14 protein-coding genes are annotated in these 21,697 nt (G+C 65.6%); 4 read left to right on the top strand and 10 right to left on the bottom strand.

The features are described 5' to 3' along the window. Nucleotides 1-54: 54 nt before the first annotated feature. The 8 genes from IAE34_RS01210 to IAE34_RS01175 form a co-directional block, all read right to left on the bottom strand. Nucleotides 55-3,123 carry an efflux RND transporter permease subunit gene (locus IAE34_RS01210; RefSeq protein ID WP_200137039.1) on the bottom strand — a complete coding sequence of 1,023 codons (3,069 nt, stop codon included), beginning with the start codon at nucleotides 3,121-3,123 and terminating at the stop codon, nucleotides 55-57. After that, the gene (locus IAE34_RS01205) at nucleotides 3,120-4,223 is read right to left on the bottom strand and encodes an efflux RND transporter periplasmic adaptor subunit (protein WP_200137038.1); all 1,104 of its coding nucleotides are present in this window, start codon (nucleotides 4,221-4,223) and stop codon (nucleotides 3,120-3,122) included. Before IAE34_RS01205 ends, IAE34_RS01210 begins: the two co-directional genes overlap by 4 nt. Nucleotides 4,224-4,316: 93 nt before the next feature. Further along, on the bottom strand, nucleotides 4,317-4,931 hold the full coding sequence (locus IAE34_RS01200) for a TetR/AcrR family transcriptional regulator (protein WP_200137037.1): 615 nt from the start codon (nucleotides 4,929-4,931) through the stop codon (nucleotides 4,317-4,319). Between the two features lie 263 nt (nucleotides 4,932-5,194). Further along, nucleotides 5,195-6,862 carry a bifunctional protein-serine/threonine kinase/phosphatase gene (locus IAE34_RS01195; RefSeq protein WP_200137036.1) on the bottom strand — a complete coding sequence of 556 codons (1,668 nt, stop codon included), beginning with the start codon at nucleotides 6,860-6,862 and terminating at the stop codon, nucleotides 5,195-5,197. Nucleotides 6,863-6,871: 9 nt separating this feature from the next. Beyond that, nucleotides 6,872-8,083 (bottom strand): nitrate/nitrite transporter, encoded by a 1,212-nt coding sequence (locus tag IAE34_RS01190; RefSeq protein WP_200137035.1) that lies wholly within the window; start codon nucleotides 8,081-8,083, stop codon nucleotides 6,872-6,874. Between the two features lie 486 nt (nucleotides 8,084-8,569). Further along, nucleotides 8,570-9,145 carry an ANTAR domain-containing response regulator gene (locus IAE34_RS01185; RefSeq protein WP_200137034.1) on the bottom strand — a complete coding sequence of 192 codons (576 nt, stop codon included), beginning with the start codon at nucleotides 9,143-9,145 and terminating at the stop codon, nucleotides 8,570-8,572. Between the two features lie 15 nt (nucleotides 9,146-9,160). Further along, the gene (locus IAE34_RS01180; RefSeq protein WP_200137033.1) at nucleotides 9,161-10,366 is read right to left on the bottom strand and encodes a CmpA/NrtA family ABC transporter substrate-binding protein; all 1,206 of its coding nucleotides are present in this window, start codon (nucleotides 10,364-10,366) and stop codon (nucleotides 9,161-9,163) included. A 53-nt stretch (nucleotides 10,367-10,419) separates the two neighbouring features. Further along, entirely contained in the window at nucleotides 10,420-14,559 is a 4,140-nt protein-coding gene (locus IAE34_RS01175; RefSeq protein ID WP_200137032.1) for a bifunctional nitrate reductase/sulfite reductase flavoprotein subunit alpha, read from the bottom strand. Between the two features lie 583 nt (nucleotides 14,560-15,142). Between IAE34_RS01175 and nirB the strand changes: the two genes are divergently transcribed. Both nirB and nirD read left to right on the top strand, forming a co-directional pair. Next, nucleotides 15,143-17,695: a nitrite reductase large subunit NirB gene (gene nirB / locus IAE34_RS01170; RefSeq protein WP_200137031.1), complete on the top strand. Its 2,553-nt coding sequence runs from the start codon at nucleotides 15,143-15,145 to the stop codon at nucleotides 17,693-17,695. Beyond that, a complete protein-coding gene (gene nirD, locus IAE34_RS01165) occupies nucleotides 17,695-18,063 on the top strand; it encodes a nitrite reductase small subunit NirD (protein WP_200137030.1) in 369 nt (122 codons plus the stop codon). Before nirB ends, nirD begins: the two co-directional genes overlap by 1 nt. A gap of 16 nt (nucleotides 18,064-18,079) precedes the next feature. Here nirD and IAE34_RS01160 read toward each other — a convergent pair whose 3' ends face one another. After that, nucleotides 18,080-18,544, bottom strand: coding sequence for an RcnB family protein (locus tag IAE34_RS01160; RefSeq protein WP_200137029.1), 465 nt, complete (start codon nucleotides 18,542-18,544; stop codon nucleotides 18,080-18,082). 276 nt (nucleotides 18,545-18,820) lie between these two features. Continuing rightward, nucleotides 18,821-19,588 carry an SDR family oxidoreductase gene (locus tag IAE34_RS01155; protein ID WP_200137028.1) on the bottom strand — a complete coding sequence of 256 codons (768 nt, stop codon included), beginning with the start codon at nucleotides 19,586-19,588 and terminating at the stop codon, nucleotides 18,821-18,823. A 36-nt stretch (nucleotides 19,589-19,624) separates the two neighbouring features. On the opposite strand from IAE34_RS01155, the gene IAE34_RS01150 reads away from it, so the two are divergent. Together IAE34_RS01150 and IAE34_RS01145 are read left to right on the top strand one after the other, a co-directional pair. Continuing rightward, on the top strand, nucleotides 19,625-20,143 hold the full coding sequence (locus IAE34_RS01150; RefSeq protein ID WP_233630860.1) for a winged helix-turn-helix transcriptional regulator: 519 nt from the start codon (nucleotides 19,625-19,627) through the stop codon (nucleotides 20,141-20,143). A 65-nt stretch (nucleotides 20,144-20,208) separates the two neighbouring features. Continuing rightward, nucleotides 20,209-21,651, top strand: coding sequence for a PucR family transcriptional regulator (locus tag IAE34_RS01145; protein ID WP_200137027.1), 1,443 nt, complete (start codon nucleotides 20,209-20,211; stop codon nucleotides 21,649-21,651). Nucleotides 21,652-21,697: the final 46 nt, after the last annotated feature.

The following is a 21,697-nucleotide window of genomic DNA, read 5'->3' as shown; positions in this document are numbered from 1 at the left end:
CTTTTGGTTTGGACACAGCGGATTCTCGTTGTGTGGTGAGCTGGGACATGGCGATCAGCCCTGCGCACCCGCCGGCCTGATCCTGAACCAGATGGAGTACATGGCCGGCAGAAATACTAAGGTCACGACGGTGCCCGCGAACGTACCGCCGATCAGGGTGTAGGCCAAGGTGCCCCAGAACACCGAGTGGGTGAGGGGAATGAACGCCAGGATGGCGGCCAGTGCGGTGAGCAGCACAGGCCGTGCGCGTTGCACCGTCGCTTCGACCACCGCCTCGAAGGGCGCCAGGCCTTCGAGCTGGTTGTGTTGAATCTGGCCTATCAGGATCAACGTGTTGCGCATCAGAATCCCGGAAAGCGCGATCAAACCCACCAGCGCGTTGATCCCAAATGGTTGCCCGAACAGCAGCAATACTGGCACGACGCCGATCAACCCCAGCGGCGAGGTCAGGAACACCATCATCATGGCTGAGATCGAGCGTACCTGGAGGATGATGATCAGCAGCGTAAAGGCGATCATGATCGGCAGCAGCGGAACGATCGCCTGGCTGGCCTTGCCCGATTCCTCGGTGGAACCAGCCATTTCGATCCTGTAGCCGCTTGGCAGCGAAGTGACGATCGGTTGCAGGTCTTTCCAGAGGGCAGCGGATACATCCGGTGGCTGCAGGCCTTCGGCGATATCGCCGCGCACCGTCATGGTGGGTGTGCGGTCGCGGCGGCGCAGGATGGGGTCTTCCATGCGGATGCTCACCTCGCCGATTTGTGAAACCGGAACCCGCTGGCCACTCGCACCTATCAGGGTGAAGTTTTCGATCTGGGCAGGATCCAGCCTGACCTGTCCGGCGGCGCGGCCCACCACTTGCACCAGGCGGATGTCTTCCCTGACCGAGGTGATCGGCACGCCGGTCAGTAGAAATTGCAACTGCTGCGCTACCGATGACGAGGTCAGGCCAAGCGACTGCAAGCGGTCCTGTTGCAGGGCGAAATGCAGGGTCGGCACCCGAGGCCCCCAGTCGGTGTTGACGGTCTTCATCATCGGGCTGGCCTGCAGCACGCCCTGGACCTGTGCTGCAATCTGGCGCAGTTGCGCGGTATCCGGACCCATCACCCGAAACGCGACGGGGTAGGGGGAGTAAGGGCCGAACACCAGTTGCGCGACCCGCACCTGAGCTTCAGGCGCCAGACCTTCGGAGGCTGCCACGCGCAGGCGGTGCTTGAGGCGTTCGCGAGCCTCCTGATCTTCGGTCAGTACGACGATCTTGGCGAAAGACGGGTCGGGCAATTCCGGGGCCATGGCCAGGAAGAAGCGCGGTGGGCCCTGGCCGATGTAACTGGTGACGATCTTGGCTTCCTCCTGCTTGCGCAGCCAGGCCTCGACCTTGATCGCGGTGGCCTGGGTCTGTTCGATGGACGTACCGTAGGGCATCTGCAACTCCACCAGCACTTCGGGGCGGTCGGAGGTCGGGAAGAATTGTTTCTTCACCAGCCCCATCCCCAGCACAGCGATCACCAATGCGCACAGCACAGCGCCTGCCACTAGCCACTTGCGGGCGATCACCCAGCCCAGCACCGCGCGGAACCGATTGTAGTGGCGAGTGTTGTAGATAGCCGCGTGGCCGCCCTCGACCGTGTCGATCCGCGGCAGCAACTTCACCCCCAGGTAAGGCGTGAATGCGACAGCCACCACCCAGGATGCGATCAGGGCGATGCCAACGATCCAGAACATGTTGCTGGTATATTCGCCCGCGGTGGACTGGGCGAAACCGTTGGGCATGAAGCCGATGGCGGTGACCAGCGTACCCGCCAGCATCGGCGCCGCGGTATGGCTCCAGGCATAGGCCGAGGCCTGGATGCGATCGTAGCCTTCCTCCATTTTCACCACCATCATCTCGATGGCGATGATTGCATCGTCCACCAGCAGGCCCAATGCCAGGATCAGCGAACCGAGGGTGATACGGTCGAAGTTCTTGCCGGTGGCGGCCATCACCACGAACACGATCGCCAGGGTCAATGGCACTGCGGCTGCCACCACGATGCCCACCCGCCAGCCCATGCTGACGAAGCAGACCAGCATCACCACCAGCAAGGCCACGAAGAACTTGACCATGAACTCGTCGACCGACGAGGTGATGTTCACTGCCTGGTCGGTCACCTTGCTCAGGGTCATGCCCAAGGGCATGCCCGCGTTCATCCGGGCGGTTTCCAGCTCCAGGGCTTTGCCAAGCTCAAGGCCGTTCCACCCTTCACGCATGACCACGCCCAACAGCAGCGCCGGTTCGCCATCATTGCGTACCAGGAAGGTCGCGGGGTCTTCATAGCCGCGCTCGACGCTGGCCACGTCTTCGAGCTTGAGCGTACGGCCCTGGGTCACCACGGGCGTTTCGCGAATTTTGGTCAGTTGATCGAAGGCCCCGTCGACCCGCACCACCACTTGCGGGCCGCTCGTCTCTACGGAACCTGCCGGCGACAGCGCATTCTGGCTGTCCAGAGCCGCAAAAATGTCCTGGGGGGTGACGCCGAGCGTGGCCAGGCGGTCATGGGAAAACGACACGAAGATTCGCTCGGCCTGCTCGCCGATGATGTTGACTTTCTTCACGCCGGGCACATGCAGCAGTTGCTGACGCAGGGCCTCGGCATCGCGCACCAGTTCCCGCTGGGGTTCGCCTTTGGCTTTGAGGGCATACACGGCAAAGGTGACGTCCGAAAACTCGTCGTTGAGCATCGGACCCACCACACCGGCAGGCATGAGCCTGGCTTGATCACCCGCCTTCTTGCGAGCCTGGTAGAACTCCTCCTGCACCGCAGACGGCGGGGTCTTGTCCAGAAGTGAAACCAGGGTGAAGGCCAGGCCAGGTCGGGTGTAGGTTTCGCTACGGTCGTACCAGCGCAGTTCCTGCATGCGCTTTTCCAGAGGCTCGGCAACCAGGTCCTGCATCTGTTGCGCGGTGGCGCCGGGCCAGGCGGTGATGATGGTCATCTGCTTGACGGTGAAGGGCGGGTCTTCGGCGCGCCCCAGCTTGAAGAAGGCGAGCGTGCCGGCGAAGGCGATCAGCACGATGAAAAACAGGGTGATGGAGCGCTCACGAACGGCCAGCGCAGACAAGTTGAAACGCGGCTGGCTCATCGCGGCTGCTCCGTACCCAGGCCGGTCTGAGCGGCTTGCATGACCTCGGCACCCTCATGCAGCAGGTGCGCACCCAGCGCCACCACCCGATCGCCAGGCTCGAGCTCACCCCTCACCACCGCGCTTTCATCGCTGACACTCAGTACCTCGACAGCGCGCCTGGTCACCTTGGCGGGCTGGCCGGTGATCATCCAGATGCCTGCGCCGCCACCCTGGTCGAAGAGTGCGCCGACGGGCACTTGCCTGGCCTGGGAAGCGTTCGTTGACCTGGCGATATCGAGCGTGACGGTCGCGCCCAATGGAGCGCTCGCCAAAGGCCCAGTGAGCACGTATCGGGCCTCGAAAGTGCGCGTGGCGGCGTCAGCGGCATCAGACAGCAGGCGCAGTCTGGCAGGCATCGCCTGCGCAGGCTTGCCGAACAGCGTCGCCAGGGCGCTCGATCCAGGCTCGGGCCGCAGGGTTTCGGGCAGATGCACGAGCGCTTCACGCTGGCCGGCCCTGGCCACCCTCACCACGACCTGGCCCGCGCTGACGACTTGTCCAGGTTCGGCGAAGGTCTCCATCACCACACCGTCGGCATCGGCCAGCAGTACCGCGTATCCGGTGGCGTTTGTGGCAACGTCGGCCTGTGCCTGGGCGGCACTGAGCTCGGCTTTCGCCGAGTCGGCTGCCGCCTTGAGCTGGTCGTAGGCCGAAGCCGACACCGCCCCCTCGGCCACCAGCCTGCGATAACGCGCTTCGTCGTCAGCGGTCTGCCTGGCCTTCGCCCGCGCCGCCGCCACCGCTTCATGTTGCGCGCGCGCCTGCAAGTTCAAGTCCACCGGGTCCAGGCGCATCAGCGGCTGCCCTCGCGTGACGGTTTCGCCGGTGTCGACCAGACGTTGGAGGATCTTGCCGGATACGCGAAAGCCGAGGTCGCTCTGGGTGCGAGCGACCACTACCCCGGTGAAGGTGCGTGCAGGGTCTCTGGCGTCCTGCACCACCGCAGCTCTGACCACCGGCGGCTTGTCGCGCGGATCCTTGTCGGGGGCTGAGTCGCCGCAGGCGGCGAGGGTAAAGGGCAGGAGGCAGCCAACTAGGGCGGCGGGACGCAGGCGCATGGGATCCCTTTCTCAAAAGGCGATGTAAGAATCCAATTTTTATACTTGTGACCAATACTGTCAATGGTCACATAATCGTTGGGTCAGGTGGTCTCAGGGTGAGAGGCTTCTCAGGACCAGGGCCGGCAGTTGAATGATCGCGTCCGCGAGGGTGTCCAGATTGTGTTGCAGTAACGCGGCATTCACGTAAGGCCGGATGATCAGAAAGATGCCCAGGGTCGACTCGTCCAGCGGGGTCTTGCGCTCGAATTCGCCCAGATCGCGTCCCTGTACGAGGATCTGCCGAATGGTCTGCTGGACAGTGGCTTCATGGGCCATCACCGACGACCACTGATCGCGCGAGGCGACGGCAGCGATGTCGTAGAGCTTGCGGTCATGGAAGAACAGATCGGCGCCACCCTCGGCAATGGCGCGGAACAGACGCCTCAGCTGCTCGGACGGGGTGGTCGCGTCGCTGATCACGTCCTCGACGCGCTGGCGGATCAGCGCCAGCCGGCTGGAGCAGATGACCTCGCCGATGGCTTGCTTGGATTCAAAGAACTTGTAGATGTAGGCCTTTGAAAAGCCGATCGCCCTGGCCAGGTCCGAGACCGTGGTCTTGTCGTAGCCATAATGGGCGAAGTGCACCATGGCCGCCTGGATGATCTGATCCCTCACGTCGTGGTCGACAGGCCCCCGGGCCGGCGAGGGTGGAGAAGATGTGGTCATTCTGGAAGCATCCTAGAACTGATTGAAAGGGTGTGACCAATATAGGTTATGGTCACTATCTTTCGTGGTCTACGGGAAACGTCATGCTGGCCTATCGAGCGCTCATGCTTGTACTGAGTGCCAGTTTTGCAGCGGGTTGTTGGTGCGGATTATAAACGGCCAGCTGTCGCTTGAGTGCTCGGCACTCATCCGTCGTGGCCTCCAAGAAGGGTGCCACGAGCCTGATCAATGCCTTGTACGCCGATCCGTCATCACTCCGGGCGTCAGCCGTGCAACAGCCCAATCACCAGCAGCGCGTTGAACAGCAGCGACACCAGCGCAATAGCGCGCCAGGCCTTCACCGGTTCGCGTTCCAGCAGGGGCCGCGGGCGTGGGGGCGGCTGCTGTTCGCCGCGCTCCAGGGCCAGTTGCCACTCTTCGGCGGTCTCGAAGCGTTCGCTCGGATCGGTGGCCAGGGCCTTGTCGAGGGTGTGCACCAGCCACTCGGGCAGGTCCGGGCGGTAGCGGCTGGCCGGCACCGGGGTGCCGAAGCGGGGGCGCTGGAACGCTTCGATGGCGCCGTGGGGGTAGTGGCCCGTCAACAGGAAATACAGGGTCACGCCAGCGCTGTACAGGTCCTGGGCCGCGCTAGGCGCGGCGCCGGCATAGGCCTCCGGGGCGATGTAGTTGGGCGTGCCCGATAGCACGGCGGGGTCGTGGGTGGACAGCCCCGGGCAATAGGCCAGGCCGAAATCCAGCAGCCGCAGGTCACCGTCGTCACCGAGCAGCAGATTATCCGGCGTGACGTCGCGGTGCAGGATGTTGCGCCGGTGCAGCATGCCGAGTGCGCGTAGCAGCGCCGTGGCGATGTCCAGTGCCTGGTTGAGGGTCAGCGGGCCGTGCTGGCGATGTCGCTGGGCGAGGGTCAGACCGGGGTGCTCGCGCATCAGGTAATAGAGGTGCTGGCGGTCGCTGGCAGGGTGGACTTCGGGGAAACAGCGCCCGGCCACCCGGCGCAGGAACCATTCTTCCTGAAGCAGACGCTGGCCTGCTTCATCGTCTCCCTCGCATCGGGTCGGCAGGGTCTTGAGCAGCCAGCTGTTTTGCAGGGCATCGCGCACGCGGTACAGCAAGGACTGGCGGGTCTCGCTGAGCAGGGTCTCGACTTGCCAGCCCTCGAAGCACTGGCCTGGCTTGAGGCGCGCTGGCAGCGGCCAGTGTTCGACCTGCCCGAGGGCGTCGGTGAGGCTGGTCCGGCCGACGTCATCGACCTGCACCAGGACGGCGCTGGCGTTATCCTGGCTGCCGGCCAGGTGCGCGGCGTGGACCAGGGCGTCGACGGCTTTCTGCAAGTCCGGCTCGTCGCGTAGCACGCCGGCGATCGTCGCGTCACCGAGGGTTGCCCAGACGCCATCGCTGACCAGCACAAAGCAGGCTCCGATACGCAGGTCGCCGTCGCGGTAGTCCACCACCACGTGCTGCTCCAGGCCCAGCGCACGCTTGAGCACGTGTTGCAGGCCTGGCTGAGACCACACGTGGTCTTCGCTGAGGCGCTGCAGTTGCCCGTCGTACCATTGGTAGACCCGGCAGTCGCCGATGTGCGCCAAGGTGAAGCGCTGGCCGCGCAGCACCAGCGCACTGAGGGTGGTAAGCAGCGGCTGACCGCCGCCATTGGCGTGGAGCCAGCGGTTCTGGGCCAGCAACAGACGGTCCAGCGCTTGCGCCACACTCCAGGTCTGCGGGGTGGCGTAGTAGTCGTGGGCCAGGGCCTGGACGGTCGAGCGTGCCGCCAGGCCACCGTCGGCGCAGTGGCTGACACCATCGGCCAGGGCGAACAGGTAGCCCTTGCTGGTGGCCAGTGCCGAGGTCGGGCTGACCATGCGCGTGGCGTCCTGGTTCTCGGCACGAGGACCACACGCGCTGCTTTGGGCGTAACGTAGTTGCAACGCCATGATCGCGGCTCAGACCCGTGCCGCCGTAAAGGCTGCCGAGCCCCAGGTGGTTCGCCAGCGACGCTTGACGCCATGCAGGCCGAACCACGCCACCAGGCCGAGGCTGGCGAACAGCCAAAGGCCTAGCTGATAGTCGCCTGTCTGCTGCTTGATGGCGCCAAGACCCGCGGCGAGGAGGAAGCCGCCGATGCCGCCGGCCATGCCGATCAATCCGGTCATCACCCCGATTTCCTTGCTGAAGCGCTGCGGCACCAACTGGAACACCGCGCCGTTTCCCGCGCCCAGGCCGAGCATGGCGCTGACGAACAGCGCCAGGGCGGCCACCGAGCTGGACAGGTTCATGCCCACCGCCGCGATGCACACGGCGGCCACGGCGTACATGCCCAGCAGGGTGCGAATGCCGCCGAAGCGGTCGGCGAGCGCACCGCCCAGCGGCCGCATCAGGCTGCCGCCGAAGACACAGGCAGCCGTGTAGTACCCGGCGGTCACCGGGCTCAGGCCATACTGGTCGTGGAAATAGCCGGGCAAGGCGCTGGCCAGGCCGATGAAGCCGCCGAAGGTGACGCTGTAGAACAGCATGAACCACCAGCTGTCGCGGTCGGTAAGGGCCCTGAGGTAGTCGGTGGTGGACTTGGGCTTGCTGCGGTTCGGCGCGTTCTTCGCCAGCAGGCTGAACAGGATCAGGGTCAGGACCAGCGGGATCAGCGCGAGGCCGAATACGTTGGTCCAGCCGAACGCCGCCGCCAGCACCGGTGCGGCGAGCGCCGCCAGCACCGTGCCGGAGTTGCCGGCACCGGCGATGCCCATGGCCTTGCCCTGGTGCTCGGCCGGATACCACTGCGAAGCCAGTGGCAGGGCGACGGCGAACGAGGCGCCGGCCATGCCCAGGCATACGCCCAGCAGCAGCGCTTGTGCGTAGCTGTGGATACCGAGCTGCCAGGCGGCCAGCAGCGAAACGATGACGATGACCTGGCCGATGATGCCTGCCGTCCTGGGCGACAGCTGGTCGGCCAGCATGCCCATGACGAAGCGCAGAATCGCGCCCGCGAGAATCGGCGTGGCGACCATGAAACCGCGCTGCTGGGTGGTCAGCTGCAAGTCGGTGGCGATCTGCACGGCCATCGGGCCGAGTAGGTACCAGACCATGAAGCTGAGGTCGAAGTACAGGAACGCGGCGAATAATGTGGGGGTGTGTCCGGCTTTCCAGAAGCTGTTGTTCATTCCAGCACCTCATCTGCAAAAAGAGTCAACGAAGGTCAAGTGCTTGCAGGTGGGCGACCTGTCACGGTTGCTCCACCGCCCCGTTTCGCAAGGCCAGAAACGCAAAAGACGTCGCAATCCCGATTCGCTTGCGCGATGGGAGGTGCGACGTCTTTGTCGGGGTGGGGCAGCCGCCGTTGGCTACCTGTGCACTGGCTACAGCAGGTTGTATGCCAAGAGGGCAAGAGGGCGGCCGCACCCGCTCTGGCGGGGCTTGGAGCGGGCCGCAGCAAAGGGCGGTAGGGCAGAAATGCCTCGATTGGTGCGCCCGCCGCCGCATTCTGGTGCGCGGCCTGCAACCGAGGTCGCCACCGGGCGTGGCGTGCGCGGTGGTCGACGGCGCGATGTGCGTGGAAGTCGTGACATGCGAGCGCCAGTGAAGCAGCGCGTGGAATCGATCGGCAGCGACACCGCTCCAGCACCCGGTGCAGCCGACCGACGCCTGGCTCAGTCCAGCAGCTCGCTCATGGCGATGATCTGTTCGGCCACCTGGATCAGCTTCTGCTGCCGGCTCATGGCCTGGCGACGCATGAGGGTGTAGGCCTCCTCTTCGCCGCACGCTTTCATCTTCATCAACAGGCCCTTGGCCAATTCCACGCGTTTGCGCTCGGCCAGTTGCTGGTCGCGGGCCTGGAGCTGCGCGCGCAGCACCTGGTCGCTCTCGAAGCGCGCCATGGCCACGTCCATGATCGGCTGCAGGCGCTGGGCCTGGATGCCTTCGACGATGTAGGCGCTGACACCGGCCTGGATCGCCTGGCGCATCACGCCAGGGTCATGCTCGTCGGTGAACATGACGATGGGCCTGGGCTGGTCGCGGGTCATCATGACCACCTGTTCCATGACGTCGCGGCCAGGGGACTCGGTGTCGATCAGCACCACATCCGGGCGCACCGCCTCCAGCCGTGCCGGCAGGTCGATGGTCAGGCCGGACTCGTCGATCACCTCGAAGCCGGCCTCGCTGAGGGCCGAGCGCAGGCGACCGACTTTTCGCGAAGTGTCGTTGATCAGCAGGATGCGCAGCATATCGTCAACCTCCGGTCACGGGTCATGGCGGGCGTGAAGCGCGAAGCTGCGGGCGTAGCCGGCGGGGTCGCTGCCGTCCCAGACACTGCCGTCGAGCAGCTGCGAGCGACGCATCGGCCCAGGGGCGTGCGGCATTCGCAGACCGCTCGCTGCCTGGCGATACAGCTCCAGCTGCTGCACCTGGCTGGCCGCGGCCAGGTAATCCGGGTCGTCACGCAGCAGCCCCCAGCGGCGGAACTGGGTCATGAACCACATGCCGTCGCACAGGTAGGGGAAGTTGGCGCGGCCGTGGTTGTGGAAGCTCAGTGCATGAGGGTCTTGCCACTGTCTGCCGAGCCCATCGTCGTAATGCCCCATGAAGCGCGGCTCGATACTGGCCAGTGGCAGGTCGAGGTACGCCTGGCCGCTCATCAGCTGTGCGGTGCTGCGCCGATTCTGCGGGCTGGCCTCGATGAAGCGGCTGGCCTCCAGGACGGCCATGACCAGTGCACGGGCAGCGTTGGGGTATCGCTCGACGAAGCTGCGCGTGCAGGCCAGGACTTTGTCCGGGTGATCGGGCCAGATGGCCTGGCTGGTGACCACCGTACAGCCCTGCCCGAGGGCCACCGCGTGGGCCGACCATGGCTCGCCCACGCAGAAGCCGTCGATGCGCTCGGCCTGCAGGTGCGCGAGCATCTGCGGCGGCGGCACGACCATGCTGTTCACGTCCCGCAGCGGGTGGATGCCCTGGCTGGCCAGCCAGTAATACAGCCACAGTGCGTGGCTGCCAGTGGGGAAGGTGTGGGCGAAATTGAGCGGCCTGCCGGGCTGACCGGCGCGCTGCCTGAGGGCGTCGGGGGAGGTGACACCGGCGCTTCGCAACGCTTGCGAGAGGTTGATGCTCTGGCCGTTCTGGTTCAGCCCCATCAGCACGGCCATGTCGCTGGCCGGCGCACCGCTGATGCCGAGTTGAATCGCATAGACCATGCCGTACAGGGCATGCGCCGCGTCCAGTTCACCGTTGAGCAGCTTGTCGTTGAGTCCCGCCCAGGACGTCTGTCGATGCAGGTCGAGGGTGAGGCCGTAGGGCTGAGCGAAGCCCTGGGTCGCCGCGACCACCACAGAGGCAGCGTCGCTGAGGGGCATGAAGCCGATGTTCAGCACGGTCTTTTCAGGGGCGTCGCTGCCGGCCACCCAGGCCAGTGCAGGCGGGAGTGGCGGATCTTCGCTGTCGTCGCTCATGAGGTATTTCCTGAATGCTCTTGTTGGAGGGCACGCGCCGGGCGAGCCCTCGTTCAATAGACGTCCCGCAGGTAGCGACGGGCCTTGCTCAGCTCGCTGACGTACAGCGTTGCCGCCGCGCCGCTCATCTTGCCGTGGCGTTGCACGATGTCCTTGAGCGCGGCGTCCACGTCCTTGGCCATGCGTGCGGCGTCGCCGCAGACGCACACCCAGGCGCCTTGCTCCAGCCAGTGCCACAGTTCGGCACCGGCCTCGCGCATGCGCTGCTGCACGTAGATCTTCTCGTCCTGATCGCGCGAAAAGGCGGTGTCCAGCCGTTGCAGGACGCCCTTGCGCTGCCAGTCGCGCAGCTCGTCGCGGTAGTAATAGTCGGTACGAGCACGCTGCTCACCGAAGAACAGCCAGTTACGACGGCTGCCCTGGGCTTCGCGCTCCTGCAGGAACGCGCGAAACGGTGCAATACCGGTGCCAGGCCCGATCATGATCAGCGGCGTCTCGGGATCTTTCGGTGGTCGGAAGTGCGCAGAGGGTTGCAGGAACAGACGCACCCCCTGTGCTTCGGCGCGGTCGGCCAGGAAGGTGGAACACACGCCGCCGCGCTCCACGCCCTGATGGGTGTAGCGTACGGTGGCGACGGTCAGGTGCACTTCGTCGGGGGTCAGCGCGGGGCTCGAGCTGATCGAGTACAGCCGCGGCTGCAGCGGCTTGAGCAGTTGTACCCACTGCTGCGCGTCCAGCACGACCGGGAACTCGCGCAGCAGCACCGGTAGCTGTCGGCCCCAGAGCCAGTCCTGCAAGGGGCCGTGCTGGTCTTCTTCGAGCAGTGCGCGCAAGTGGGCGCTGGCGTTGAGCTCGGCGACGCGGCGCAATAGGTTCGGGTTTATGCGGGCGATTTCCAGGTGCTCGCTCAGCGCGCGGCGCAGCGTCATCAGGGGCTGGTTGTCCAGTGCGACTTCGCTGTCACCGCTCACACCCATTGCAGCCAGCACCTCGTCCACCAGCCTTGGTGCATTGACCGGCCAGACGCCCAGCGCGTCGCCGGCTTGATAAGGGAAGGTGTGACCCGCGAGGTCGAATGCCAGATGGCGGGTCTCCTTCTCGGCGCCATGGCCGTTGAGCAGACGATTGCTCAGCAGTGTGGTTCGCAGGGGCTGGGCACGCGTGTAAGGGTTGCGCTCCGGGGTGAGGGCGCTGCGGTGGGTCGAGGCAGGCAAGGGCAGGGCAGGAGCGCCGCTGGCGTTCCCGTTGGCCTTTGCAGAGTCATCAGCATTGATAGAGGTGCCGAGCCTGGCGCACAGCTCGACCAGCCAGCGTTCGGCGGGCGCCTGATAGTCCGGCTCGCAGTCCAGGCGCGGCTGAATGCGTTCGGCGCCCAAGGCCGCCAGACGCTCATCGAGCCTGCGCCCGAAACCACAGAACTGCCGATAGCTGGAATCACCCAGGGCCAGAACGCTGAAACGGCTGTCGGTCAGCGCCTGCGGCTCGGCCTGGGACAGCGTCTGCCAGAAATCCACGGCATTGTCCGGTGGGTCGCCGTCACCGAAGGTGCTGGCCACCAGCAGCACGCCAGCGGCGCTGCGCAGTTGCGGCAACTCGACCTCGTTCATGGGCTGCACGCGCGCACGGTGCCCTGCACCGGCCAATCGCTGGGCGCAGAGCCCTGCAAGGGTCTCCCCATTGCCGGTCTGCGACCCCCACAGCACCAGCCATTCGGCGCTGGGTGTCGGGGCCGTGGCTGGCAGGGGGGTATCGCCCGTGCGGGAGAACAGGCCTGCCAACATGCCGTCGATCAATACGCGCCGTCGTGGATCGACCGGCGCCTGTTCGGGCAGGACCGGCACCCCTGACTGGCGTGCTTGCGTGCTGCGCAGCCCGAGCAGAAAACCACGCATGTACAGCTGCTCCTGGGGCTGCAGCTCGAACGCGGGGGCCGGCTGCAAGTCCAGCAGCCGCTCGAGCGTCTCGACCTGCTCCCGGGCGAAAGCGTTGAGCGCGTGTTCGGCCTCGGGCGGCTCGGCGTGCCCGGCGAGGGAGGTTTCTGGCTGCTCGCTATCGGCTGCCGGCTCCAGCGCCACGGCGCAGTACTTGAACCCAGGCTGCAATGAAATCGGGTCGACGGCATCGTGGGTCACGGCGTTGATGGCCAGTGCTTCGCCGAACACGTCATTCCAGTGAAAGGGTGCAAAGCAGTCGCCTGGCCGAACGCGGTCGCTGATCACCGCGGGCAGCACCGCCAGGCCACGGCGCGAACGAACCTGAACCCCTCTGCCGGCGCGCAGGCCCAGCCGTTCGGCATCCTTGGGGTGGACCTCGACGAAGGGGCCGGGGTTGAGTTTATTCAGCGTGGGCACTTTGCCGGTCTTGGTCAGGGTGTGCCACTGGTGCTGCACGCGGCCGGTGTTGAGGACCAGCGGGAACGCATCGTCCGGCAGCTCGGCGGGCGGCAGGTGAGGGCGGGCGAAGAATTGCGCCTTGCCACTTGCCGTCGGGAAGGTGATCTGCCGCTCGCCCGCTACCGCCGCTTTGCAGTAGCGGATCGGGTTGCGCGCCGGCGCTTGCGGGGTTGCGCAGGGCCATTGCACGGGCTGATCGCGCAGCCGCTCATGGCTGACGCCGCGCAGGTCGTAGCCGGTGGCCGGGTTGGCCGCGCGCTTGATTTCCTCGAATACCTCGGCGGCGTTGGCATAGCTGAAGGCGTGCGCGTAGCCCATGGCGCAGGCGACCCGGGCGATGATCTGCCAGTCCGGCAGGGCATCGCCCGGAGGTTGCACGGCTTGCTGGGTGAGGGTCATGGTGCGCTCGGAGTTGATCATCACGCCTTCGGCCTCGGCCCAGAGGGCAGCAGGCAGGAGAATGTCGGCGTAGCGATTGGTCTCGGTGTCGAGGAACGTGTCCTGGGCGATGACCAGCTCCGCCTTGCCCAGTGCGTCGATGACCTGCTGACGATTCGGCACGCTGGCCACCGGATTCGTGCAGATGATCCAGCAGGCCTTGATGCTGCCCTCGGCCATGGCCTGGAACAACGCCACGGTGCCGTCGCCGCTTTCGGCACGCAGGCTGTCGGGTTCCGTTCCCCATAGCTGCTCGACGAAGGCGCGATCCTCGGCGATCAGCGCCGACCGCTGGCCCGGCAACCCTGGGCCCATGTAGCCCATCTCCCGCCCGCCCATGGCATTGGGCTGGCCGGTCAGGGAAAACGGCCCGCTGCCGGTGCGGCAGATAGCGCCGGTGGCCAGGTGCAGGTTGCACAGGGCGTTGGTGTGCCAGGTGCCTTGCACACTCTGGTTCAGGCCCATGGTCCAGCAGCTCATCCAGTTCGCCGCTTCGCCGATCCACTGCGCGCATTGGCGGATATCGGCCTCGGCCAGGCCGGTGATCTGCGCCACGTATTCCGGGGTATAGCGCTCCAGGAAGTCCTCCATCACCTCCCAGCCTTCGGTGAAGCGGGCGATGAAGGCTGGGTCGGTGTGGCCGTTCTTTAGCAACAGGTGCAGCAGGCCGTTGAGCAGGGCCAGGTCGCTGCCAGGGGCGATCTGCAGGTACAGGTCGGCCTTGTCCGCCGTGCCGGTGCGCCGTGGGTCCACCACGATCAGTCGAGCGCCCGCCTTGCGTCGGTCGAGCAGGCGCAGGAACAGGATGGGGTGACAGTCGGCCATGTTGGCGCCGATCACCAGAAACACGTCGCTGTGCTCGAAGTCTTCGTAGGCACCGGGCGGCCCGTCCGCGCCCAGGGACAGCTTGTAGCCGCTGCCGGCGCTGGCCATGCACAGTCGTGAATTGGACTCGATATGCCGGCTGCGAATGAAGCCCTTGGTCAGCTTGTTGGCCAGGTACTGGGCCTCCAGCGACATCTGCCCACTGACATACAGGGCGAAGGCATCCGCGCCATGGGTGTCGACGATGGCGCGCAGGCGCCGGGCCGTGGCCTGGATGGCCGCCTCCATGCCGACGGGCACAGGATCCTGATGGCGTACTTCGCGCACGAAGGCTTGCGCCATGCGACCGCTGTCGACCACCGGCAGGGCGCAGGTGCTGCCTTTGGTGCACAGGCGACCGGCATTGCTGGGGTGCTGCTTGTCACCCGACACCTTGACGATCAGGTTGTCCTGCACCTGCAAGACGATCCCGCAGCCCACCCCGCAATAGGGACAGACGCTGCGTACGGTCTTGCCGAGCTCAAGGGGTTTCACCATAGCCGTGCTCTCTTGCAGAAACGACGAAGGCGCCATACGGCTTCGACGTTTTTCAACGGAAGCTGCACGGCGCCTTTGTCGTGGGGGGTATTGCCTGAATGGACAGCCATCGACGTTGACGGCGTTTGCACAGACCTAGCAATGGCCGGGCCAACCAGCGCGGACGTCGGGACCCATGCGCTCGAAGGGTGTCGAGCGCGGTTCGTCAGCCAGCGAGGTGGCACTCGAGCATCGGCAGTGCCTCGACCTGGAGCAGCGCTGCATGCCATGCACCGTTTTGGGACTGCTACGCCGTGCCCGGCGGCAGGCCTGCGACGCCACCTCGGCCGCAAGCGTGCGCCTCACCGGTCGCTGGAGGCCGTTGTGGCACAACCGCTGCATGTGTTCGTATAACCGCTGCACGACCGCAGCGGTCTACCTGAACGATCAACGGTGATCGTGTGGCCCTGGGCGGCTCAGGTAACGACGACTGCGTCAGGTCCACGGGCCGGCAGCACGAACAGGCAATGGCGCCTGGAACCTTCTGGTTCCAGGCGTTTTTTTTTGCTTCGAAACAACCGGATCGGCTTCCAGAGGTGAGTGCATGAACAGCGAGTGGGCGGGTGATCTGCAGAACCTAGTGATAATCGGCAATGGCATGGTCGGCCATCATTGCGTCGAGCAGTTGATCGAGCAGGGTGCGCTGCAACGCTACCGTATTCACGTTTTCGGCGAAGAGCCGCTGCGTGCCTACGACCGGGTCCACCTCTCCGAATACTTCGGCGGGCGTGATGCCGAGTCCCTGGCACTGGGTGATGCGGCGCTCTACCAGCGTCCGGGGCTGACCTTGCACCTGGGCGAGCCGGTGCTGGCGATCGACCGCACGGGCCATCAGGTGATCACCGCCAATGGCGCGCTGTCTTATGACCGTTTGGTCCTGGCGACGGGGTCCTATCCCTTCGTTCCGCCAATCGACGGTGCGGCTGCGCAATCGCGGCTGGTCTACCGCACCCTGGCAGACCTGGACACCCTTCGCAGCGCCGCGGCCAATGCCCGGCGTGGCGTGGTGGTCGGCGGCGGTCTGCTGGGCCTGGAAGCGGCCAATGCCCTGCGTAGCCTGGGGCTGGAGGCCCATGTGGTGGAGTTCGCGCCGCGCCTGATGCCGGTCCAGCTGGACGCCGAAGGCGGTGTGGCGCTCAAGGCGCGTATCGAGGCCCTGGGCGTGCAGGTGCATCTGTCCCGGGGCACCCAGTCGATCACGCCGGGTGAGCAGTTGCGCTTTCGCATGAACTTCGCCGATGGCCAGCACCTGGAAACCGACCTGGTGGTGTTCTCGGCCGGTATCCGTGCCCAGGATGCACTGGCCAGGGCCTGCAACCTGGAAATGGGTGCCCGCGGCGGTGTCGCCATCGACGGCCAGTGCCTGACCAGCGACCCGCACATCCATGCCATCGGCGAATGCGCCGCGTGGAACGACAGCGTGTTCGGCCTCGTGGCGCCGGGCTACCAGATGGCCCGCAGCGTGGCCGCACAGTTGTGCGGGTTGCAGGCTCCGGCATTCGCTGGCGCCGACCTGTCCACCAAGCTCAAGCTGCTGGGTGTCGATGTCGGCTCCATCGGCGATGCCCAGGGTGCCAGTGCCGGCGCACGCAGCTACCGCTTCATCGACGAGACCACGGCCAGCTATCGCCGGCTGGTGGTGTCCGCCGATGGCACGCGAGCCATCGGTGCGGTGCTGGTGGGCGACAACAGCTACTACGACACCTTGCTGCAATACATCCAGAACGGCATCAAGCTGCCGGCCGACCCGTCGTCGCTGATCCTGCCCCAGGGCGAGGCAGCACCTGCGTTGGGCATGGAGGCGCTGCCGGCCACCGCCACGCTGTGCTCCTGCCACAACGTCACCAAGGGCGCGGTCTGTTGCGCCATCGATGCAGGCTGCGCGGACCTTGCCACGCTCAAGGGTCAGACCAAGGCCGGCACCGGCTGCGGTGGTTGCGCCGGGCTGCTCAAGCAAGTGTTCGAGCACGAACTCAAGGCGCGCGGCGTGACGGTCGACACCCGCCTGTGCGAGCACTTCGCATTCACCCGCCAGGAGCTTTATGCCCTGGTGCGCGTGGAGCGCATCGAGACCTTCGACGACCTGTTGGCCCGCCACGGCCACGGCCACCTGGGCTGCGACATCTGCAAACCGGTGGTGGGCTCGATCCTGGCCTCGTGCTGGAACCGGCCGATCATGGAGCCGTGGCTGGTGCCGCTGCAGGACACCAACGACACCTTCATGGCCAACATGCAGAAGAACGGCACCTATTCGGTGGTGCCCCGCATTCCTGCCGGCGAGATCACCCCGGACGGCCTCATCGCCATTGGAGCGGTCGCCAAGAAATACGACCTGTACACCAAGATCACCGGCGGCCAGCGCATCGATTTGTTCGGTGCGCAGTTGCACGAATTGCCGGACATCTGGGCCGAGCTGATCGCCGCCGGCTTCGAGACCGGCCACGCCTACGGCAAGTCGACACGCACTGTGAAGAGCTGCGTGGGCAGTACCTGGTGCCGCTATGGCGTACAGGATAGCGTAGACATGGCGTTGCGCATCGAGCATCGCTACAAGGGCCTGCGTTCGCCGCACAAGCTCAAGTTCGCCGTGTCCGGCTGCACCCGCGAGTGCGCCGAGGCGCAGAGCAAGGACGTAGGCGTCATCGCCACCGAGAATGGCTGGAACCTGTACGTCAGCGGCAACGGCGGTATGCGTCCACGGCATGCCGAGCTGTTCGCCACCGACCTGGACGACGCCACCCTGATCCGCTACATCGACCGCTTCCTGATGCTCTACATCCGCACTGCCGACAAGCTGCAGCGTACCTCGGTATGGCGCGAGAGCCTGGAGGGCGGGCTCGACTATCTCAAGGCGGTGATCATCGACGACAGCCTGGGCCTGGCCGCCGAGCTGGAGGCGCAGATGCAGCTGGTGGTCGATCGCTACGAGTGCGAATGGGCCAATGCCCTGGACGATCCGGAAAAGCTCAAGCGCTTCCGCACGTTCGTCAACGCCGCAGGTGCGGACCCGGACGTGCAGTTCGTCAAGGAACGTGGTCAGCGCCGGCCTGCGCGTGTCGAGCACGCCAGCCTGATCGCTGCCAAGGAGATCGAGTGATGACCCTTTTGAACATGCAGAAAGCTGACATCGGCCTGGAGTGGGTACGCGTGTGCAGCCGCCAGGACCTGGTGGCCCATTCAGGCGTCGTCGCGCTGTGGCAGGGTGTGCAGATCGCCTTGTTTCATGTGCCCGGCCAAGGTGAGGACAAGGTGTACGCCGTGCAGAACCGCGATCCACGATCAGGCGCCAACGTGATCGGTCGGGGGCTGATCGGCACCCTGGCCGGCCGGCTGGTGGTCACGGCGCCCTTGTACAAACAGCATTTCGATCTGGAGCAGGGCATCTGTGTGGAAGCCCCCGAGCAGCGGCTGCAGGTGTGGGCTGCGCGGCTCAACGGCGATGACGTGGAGGTGCGCGCACGGTGACCTTGGCCGGTGCGGCTCAGTAGCCGGTGAGGATACTGGTGATCACGCCCGTGGCGATGGCCACCAGCACGTAGTCCCCATTGATGCGCAGCCAACGGTGGTCAGGTGGAGGCGCCGACAGCTGGCGCGCGCGCCAATCGGTCACCCAGTAGCGGTCCTCGCGGTACTGCGGCTCGACCACGCGGCCGCGCTGCCACTGCTGATGCGGCACGGGCATACCGGCCTGCGGTCGGAAGCCCTCGTCGCGGTAGGCAGGATGACCGCCGCCGCGAGGGTGCGCATCGCCTTGGGGCTGCGGTTGGCCTCGGCTCGGCTGGCCAGGTTGTGACCCTGGTTGCTGAGGCCCGCCCTGCGGCCCCTGCTGCTGGCCGCCCGGGCGGCCGCCATCACGACCGTCCGGCCCGGGGCCGGGTTGGGCGAAGCTGGCCAGCGGCGCGCCGAGCATCAGCAAGGTGCACAGTATCGTCAGGTGCTTTTTCATCAAGGGTCTTCTCCTCGTATTCGGATCTACGGCACCTGGCCGGCAGCGGGTCATCGTGCCTGGGCCGAGCAGGTGCAACTGATCCTTCAGACCCTGTTTTGCGCGAAGAAGTCGAAGCCGCGAGGTAAAGAACCGGTAAAGACCGATTGTTCCTGCGCAGCACTGATGACAGCCTGCGCAGCCCTGGTGACCGCAACAAAGGCGCCACACCTGTTCGCCTTCCAACGGGGCTAGGCCACCCCGCGCCTCGCCACCCCGCACCGTCATCTGCCTGGCTCACTCTCCCTCACGCGCCGCAGCCATCTGATCATTGAAGCGCTGGAAAAACGCTGGGTAGTCGTCCCCACGCTCGGCGAAGCGCAGCGGCTTGACCCGCTCCACCAGAATTTCCTCGGCCTCGGGCGTGCGTTGCAAGATTGCCATCACTTCATCGATGAACGCACGCAGCGGCATAGCCTGAGGGTCGTTCGCCTGGCGCTCGCCCATCAGTTCGGTCTGCACATAGGGCGGCACGATTTCGTGCACCTGCACGTGGGTGTTCTTGAGCTGATAGCGCAGGGACTGGCTGTAGGAATGAATCGCCGCTTTGGTCGCGCTGTAGCTGGGCGTGAGCGCCAGCGGCAGGAAGGCCAAGCCTGAGGACACGGTGATCACCGCCGCATGAGGCTGTTGGAGAAAATGCGGCATCAGCGCATCGTTCAGCCGGATGGGCCCCAGCAGATTGGTCGCGACGGTCTCTTCCAGCTCGCTGGCGCCGACCTTCAACGATTCGCCGCGCATGATTCCCGCCGCATGCAGCACGGCGTTCAGGCGGGGGTAGTCGCCAAGCAGTTCTCGCGTGACGCGTTCGATGTCGTTGGCATTGGTGACATCGAGCACCTTGTAATGCAGCCCGGGATGGTCAGCCACCTGTCGCTGCAGTACCGATTCGCGCCTTCCAGCGATGATCACCTCGTTGCCCAGGGCCATGAACGCCTTGGCCAGTTCGAGACCGATCCCGCTACCGCCGCCGGTGACCAGAAGGGTATTGCCTGTGGTGTGCATGATCGCTACCTGTGTGGTGGAGTAAGAGGGGGCTACATGCAGTACCCTAGTTCCCTGGAGCGTGCTGCGGAAGTACGCGCCGAAAAGTGCCGTACTTACCGTGAGGAAACCTTGCAGATGAGCGATCACACCCGACCTGCACTGCGCCGCCCTGCGTGGCCCCATGGCGACGACAAGGTCGACCCGGAGCTGGAGCAACTGGTGCGCGAGATCATCGGTCGTGTCGCCGACAAGTGGACGATGCTGGTCATCGAGGCGCTCGCCGAGCAGGGCTGCCTGCGCTTCACGCAACTGGCTGCGCACGTGGGCAACGTCAGCCAGAAGATGCTGACCAAGACCGTGCGGCAGATGGAGGCGGACGGGCTGTTGCTGCGCACGGTCTACCCGGTCGTGCCACCGAAGGTGGAATACCGCCTGACTGAAATGGGCATGAGCCTGGGGGAGGCGTTTTGCGGGGTGTGGTTGTGGGCCGAGCGGCATCGCCAGACCATCGCGGCGTCGCGTCGCGCCTATGAGGCCACGCACGGGACGCGGGACGACGAGTCGGCCCGGTAGGGCCGTTGCACGCTTGTCACCCCGATGTCGGATTGTTTCACTGGGTACGGACACGACCAACCACCATGCTCACAGTCGAAGACCTGGTCGCCATCGAGCGGCTTCAACTGCAGATCGCCGCTGGCGCGGGCGGTAGCCGTCGCGTCATCAACTGGGCGCATACCGTGGAGCTACCTGACCCGTGGCGCTGGGTCTCGCCCGGTGATCTGGTCATGACCACCGGGCTCGGCCTGCCCGAGGCCGCCGAGGCCCAGGTGGCCTGGCTTCGGCAGCTCGTGCAGAGCAACGCCAGCGCGCTGGTCATCGCGCCTTGCCCCGCTGCGCCTGCGCCTTCGCAGGCGATGCTGGACGCTGCCGAGCTGTTGCTGTTCCCCATTGTGCTTGCGAGTTTCGAGCTGGAGTTCGTCAAGCTGTCCCACCACGTGATCGAAAGTGTGCTCCAGGCCCAGCGCGAGCGCTTCAATGCCAGCGAGCGACTGTTCCAGACCTACGCCCAGGCGCTGCGCCAGGCTCCCGATCTGGGCGGCCGTCTGTTGATCCTGGCCAACTCGCTGAACATGAACCTGGCCCTGGAAGATGCTGTCAGCGGTGCGCTACTGGTCAGCACGGCAGGTGCCACGCCGGCCCTCCAGCGACAGGGCGAGCGCATTCCGATCGCAGGCCGGGTGCGCACCAATCTCCTGATGAGTCGGCAGGCCCGGCGCAACGGTGACGACTCGATGCTGGTGCGCTCCCTGGTCGGCCTGCTGGCGGTGGAAATCGAGCGGCTGATGATCAATCGCGATCAGCAGCGCGAGGAAAGCGCAGCGCTGCTGCACACCTTGCTGGACACTGCGGAACTGAAACTGGCGTTGCCGATGCTCGAGCGCCGAGGCCTCACCGGCACCTTGGTCAGCCTGGCGGTGCGTACGGATGACAAAGGCCTGTGGCCGGTGAGCGAGCTGCACCATGCCCCGGACTTTCACCAGGCCTGTCCGCTGATGAGCGTCGAGCAGGGCCTGTTGCTGATGATCTGTCGGGACGACCCCGCCTTGCTGGATGTCCTGGAGCGCAACCTGGGTGCAGGCACGGTCATGGGTATCAGCGCGCCCATCGCCATGGCCACCGGTGTGCATGAAAGTGTCCGCCAGGCCCGGTTGGCGCTGAGCCAGGCCGAGGACCTGGGCAGGGCTCGGCTGCGTTATGGCGAAGCTGAGCTGGGCCTGATCATGGCGCCCAAATCGCTGGCCGAAGCGCGGGCTCTGGTGGGCCGCTACCTGGGTCCGCTGATCGCACATGACCGCCTGCAGAATGCGGCACTGCTACCGACACTGACGGCGTTCCTGCGCAACGATGGCAGTTGGAAGGCCACCGCTTTCGACCTGGGCATTCATCGCCAGACCCTGGTCTACCGCCTCAAGCTGGTGGAGCAGCTCACCGGTATCAAGCCCACCACTACGCAGGGCATCGCGCGTTTCTGGATCGCTCTGGAGGCGGGCAGAAACAGCGACCTGCTCGGCCAGCCTTGAACCGACAGCAGATCCCCGCTGTGCGCGCACAGTCCTGCACAGCGGG

Origin of the sequence: Pseudomonas sp. S30, from assembly GCF_016518545.1 — a bacterium.
Classification (GTDB): domain Bacteria; phylum Pseudomonadota; class Gammaproteobacteria; order Pseudomonadales; family Pseudomonadaceae; genus Aquipseudomonas.
The sequence above is the reverse complement of the archived record's forward strand: the minus strand, read 5'-3'. Positions and strand labels throughout refer to the sequence as shown.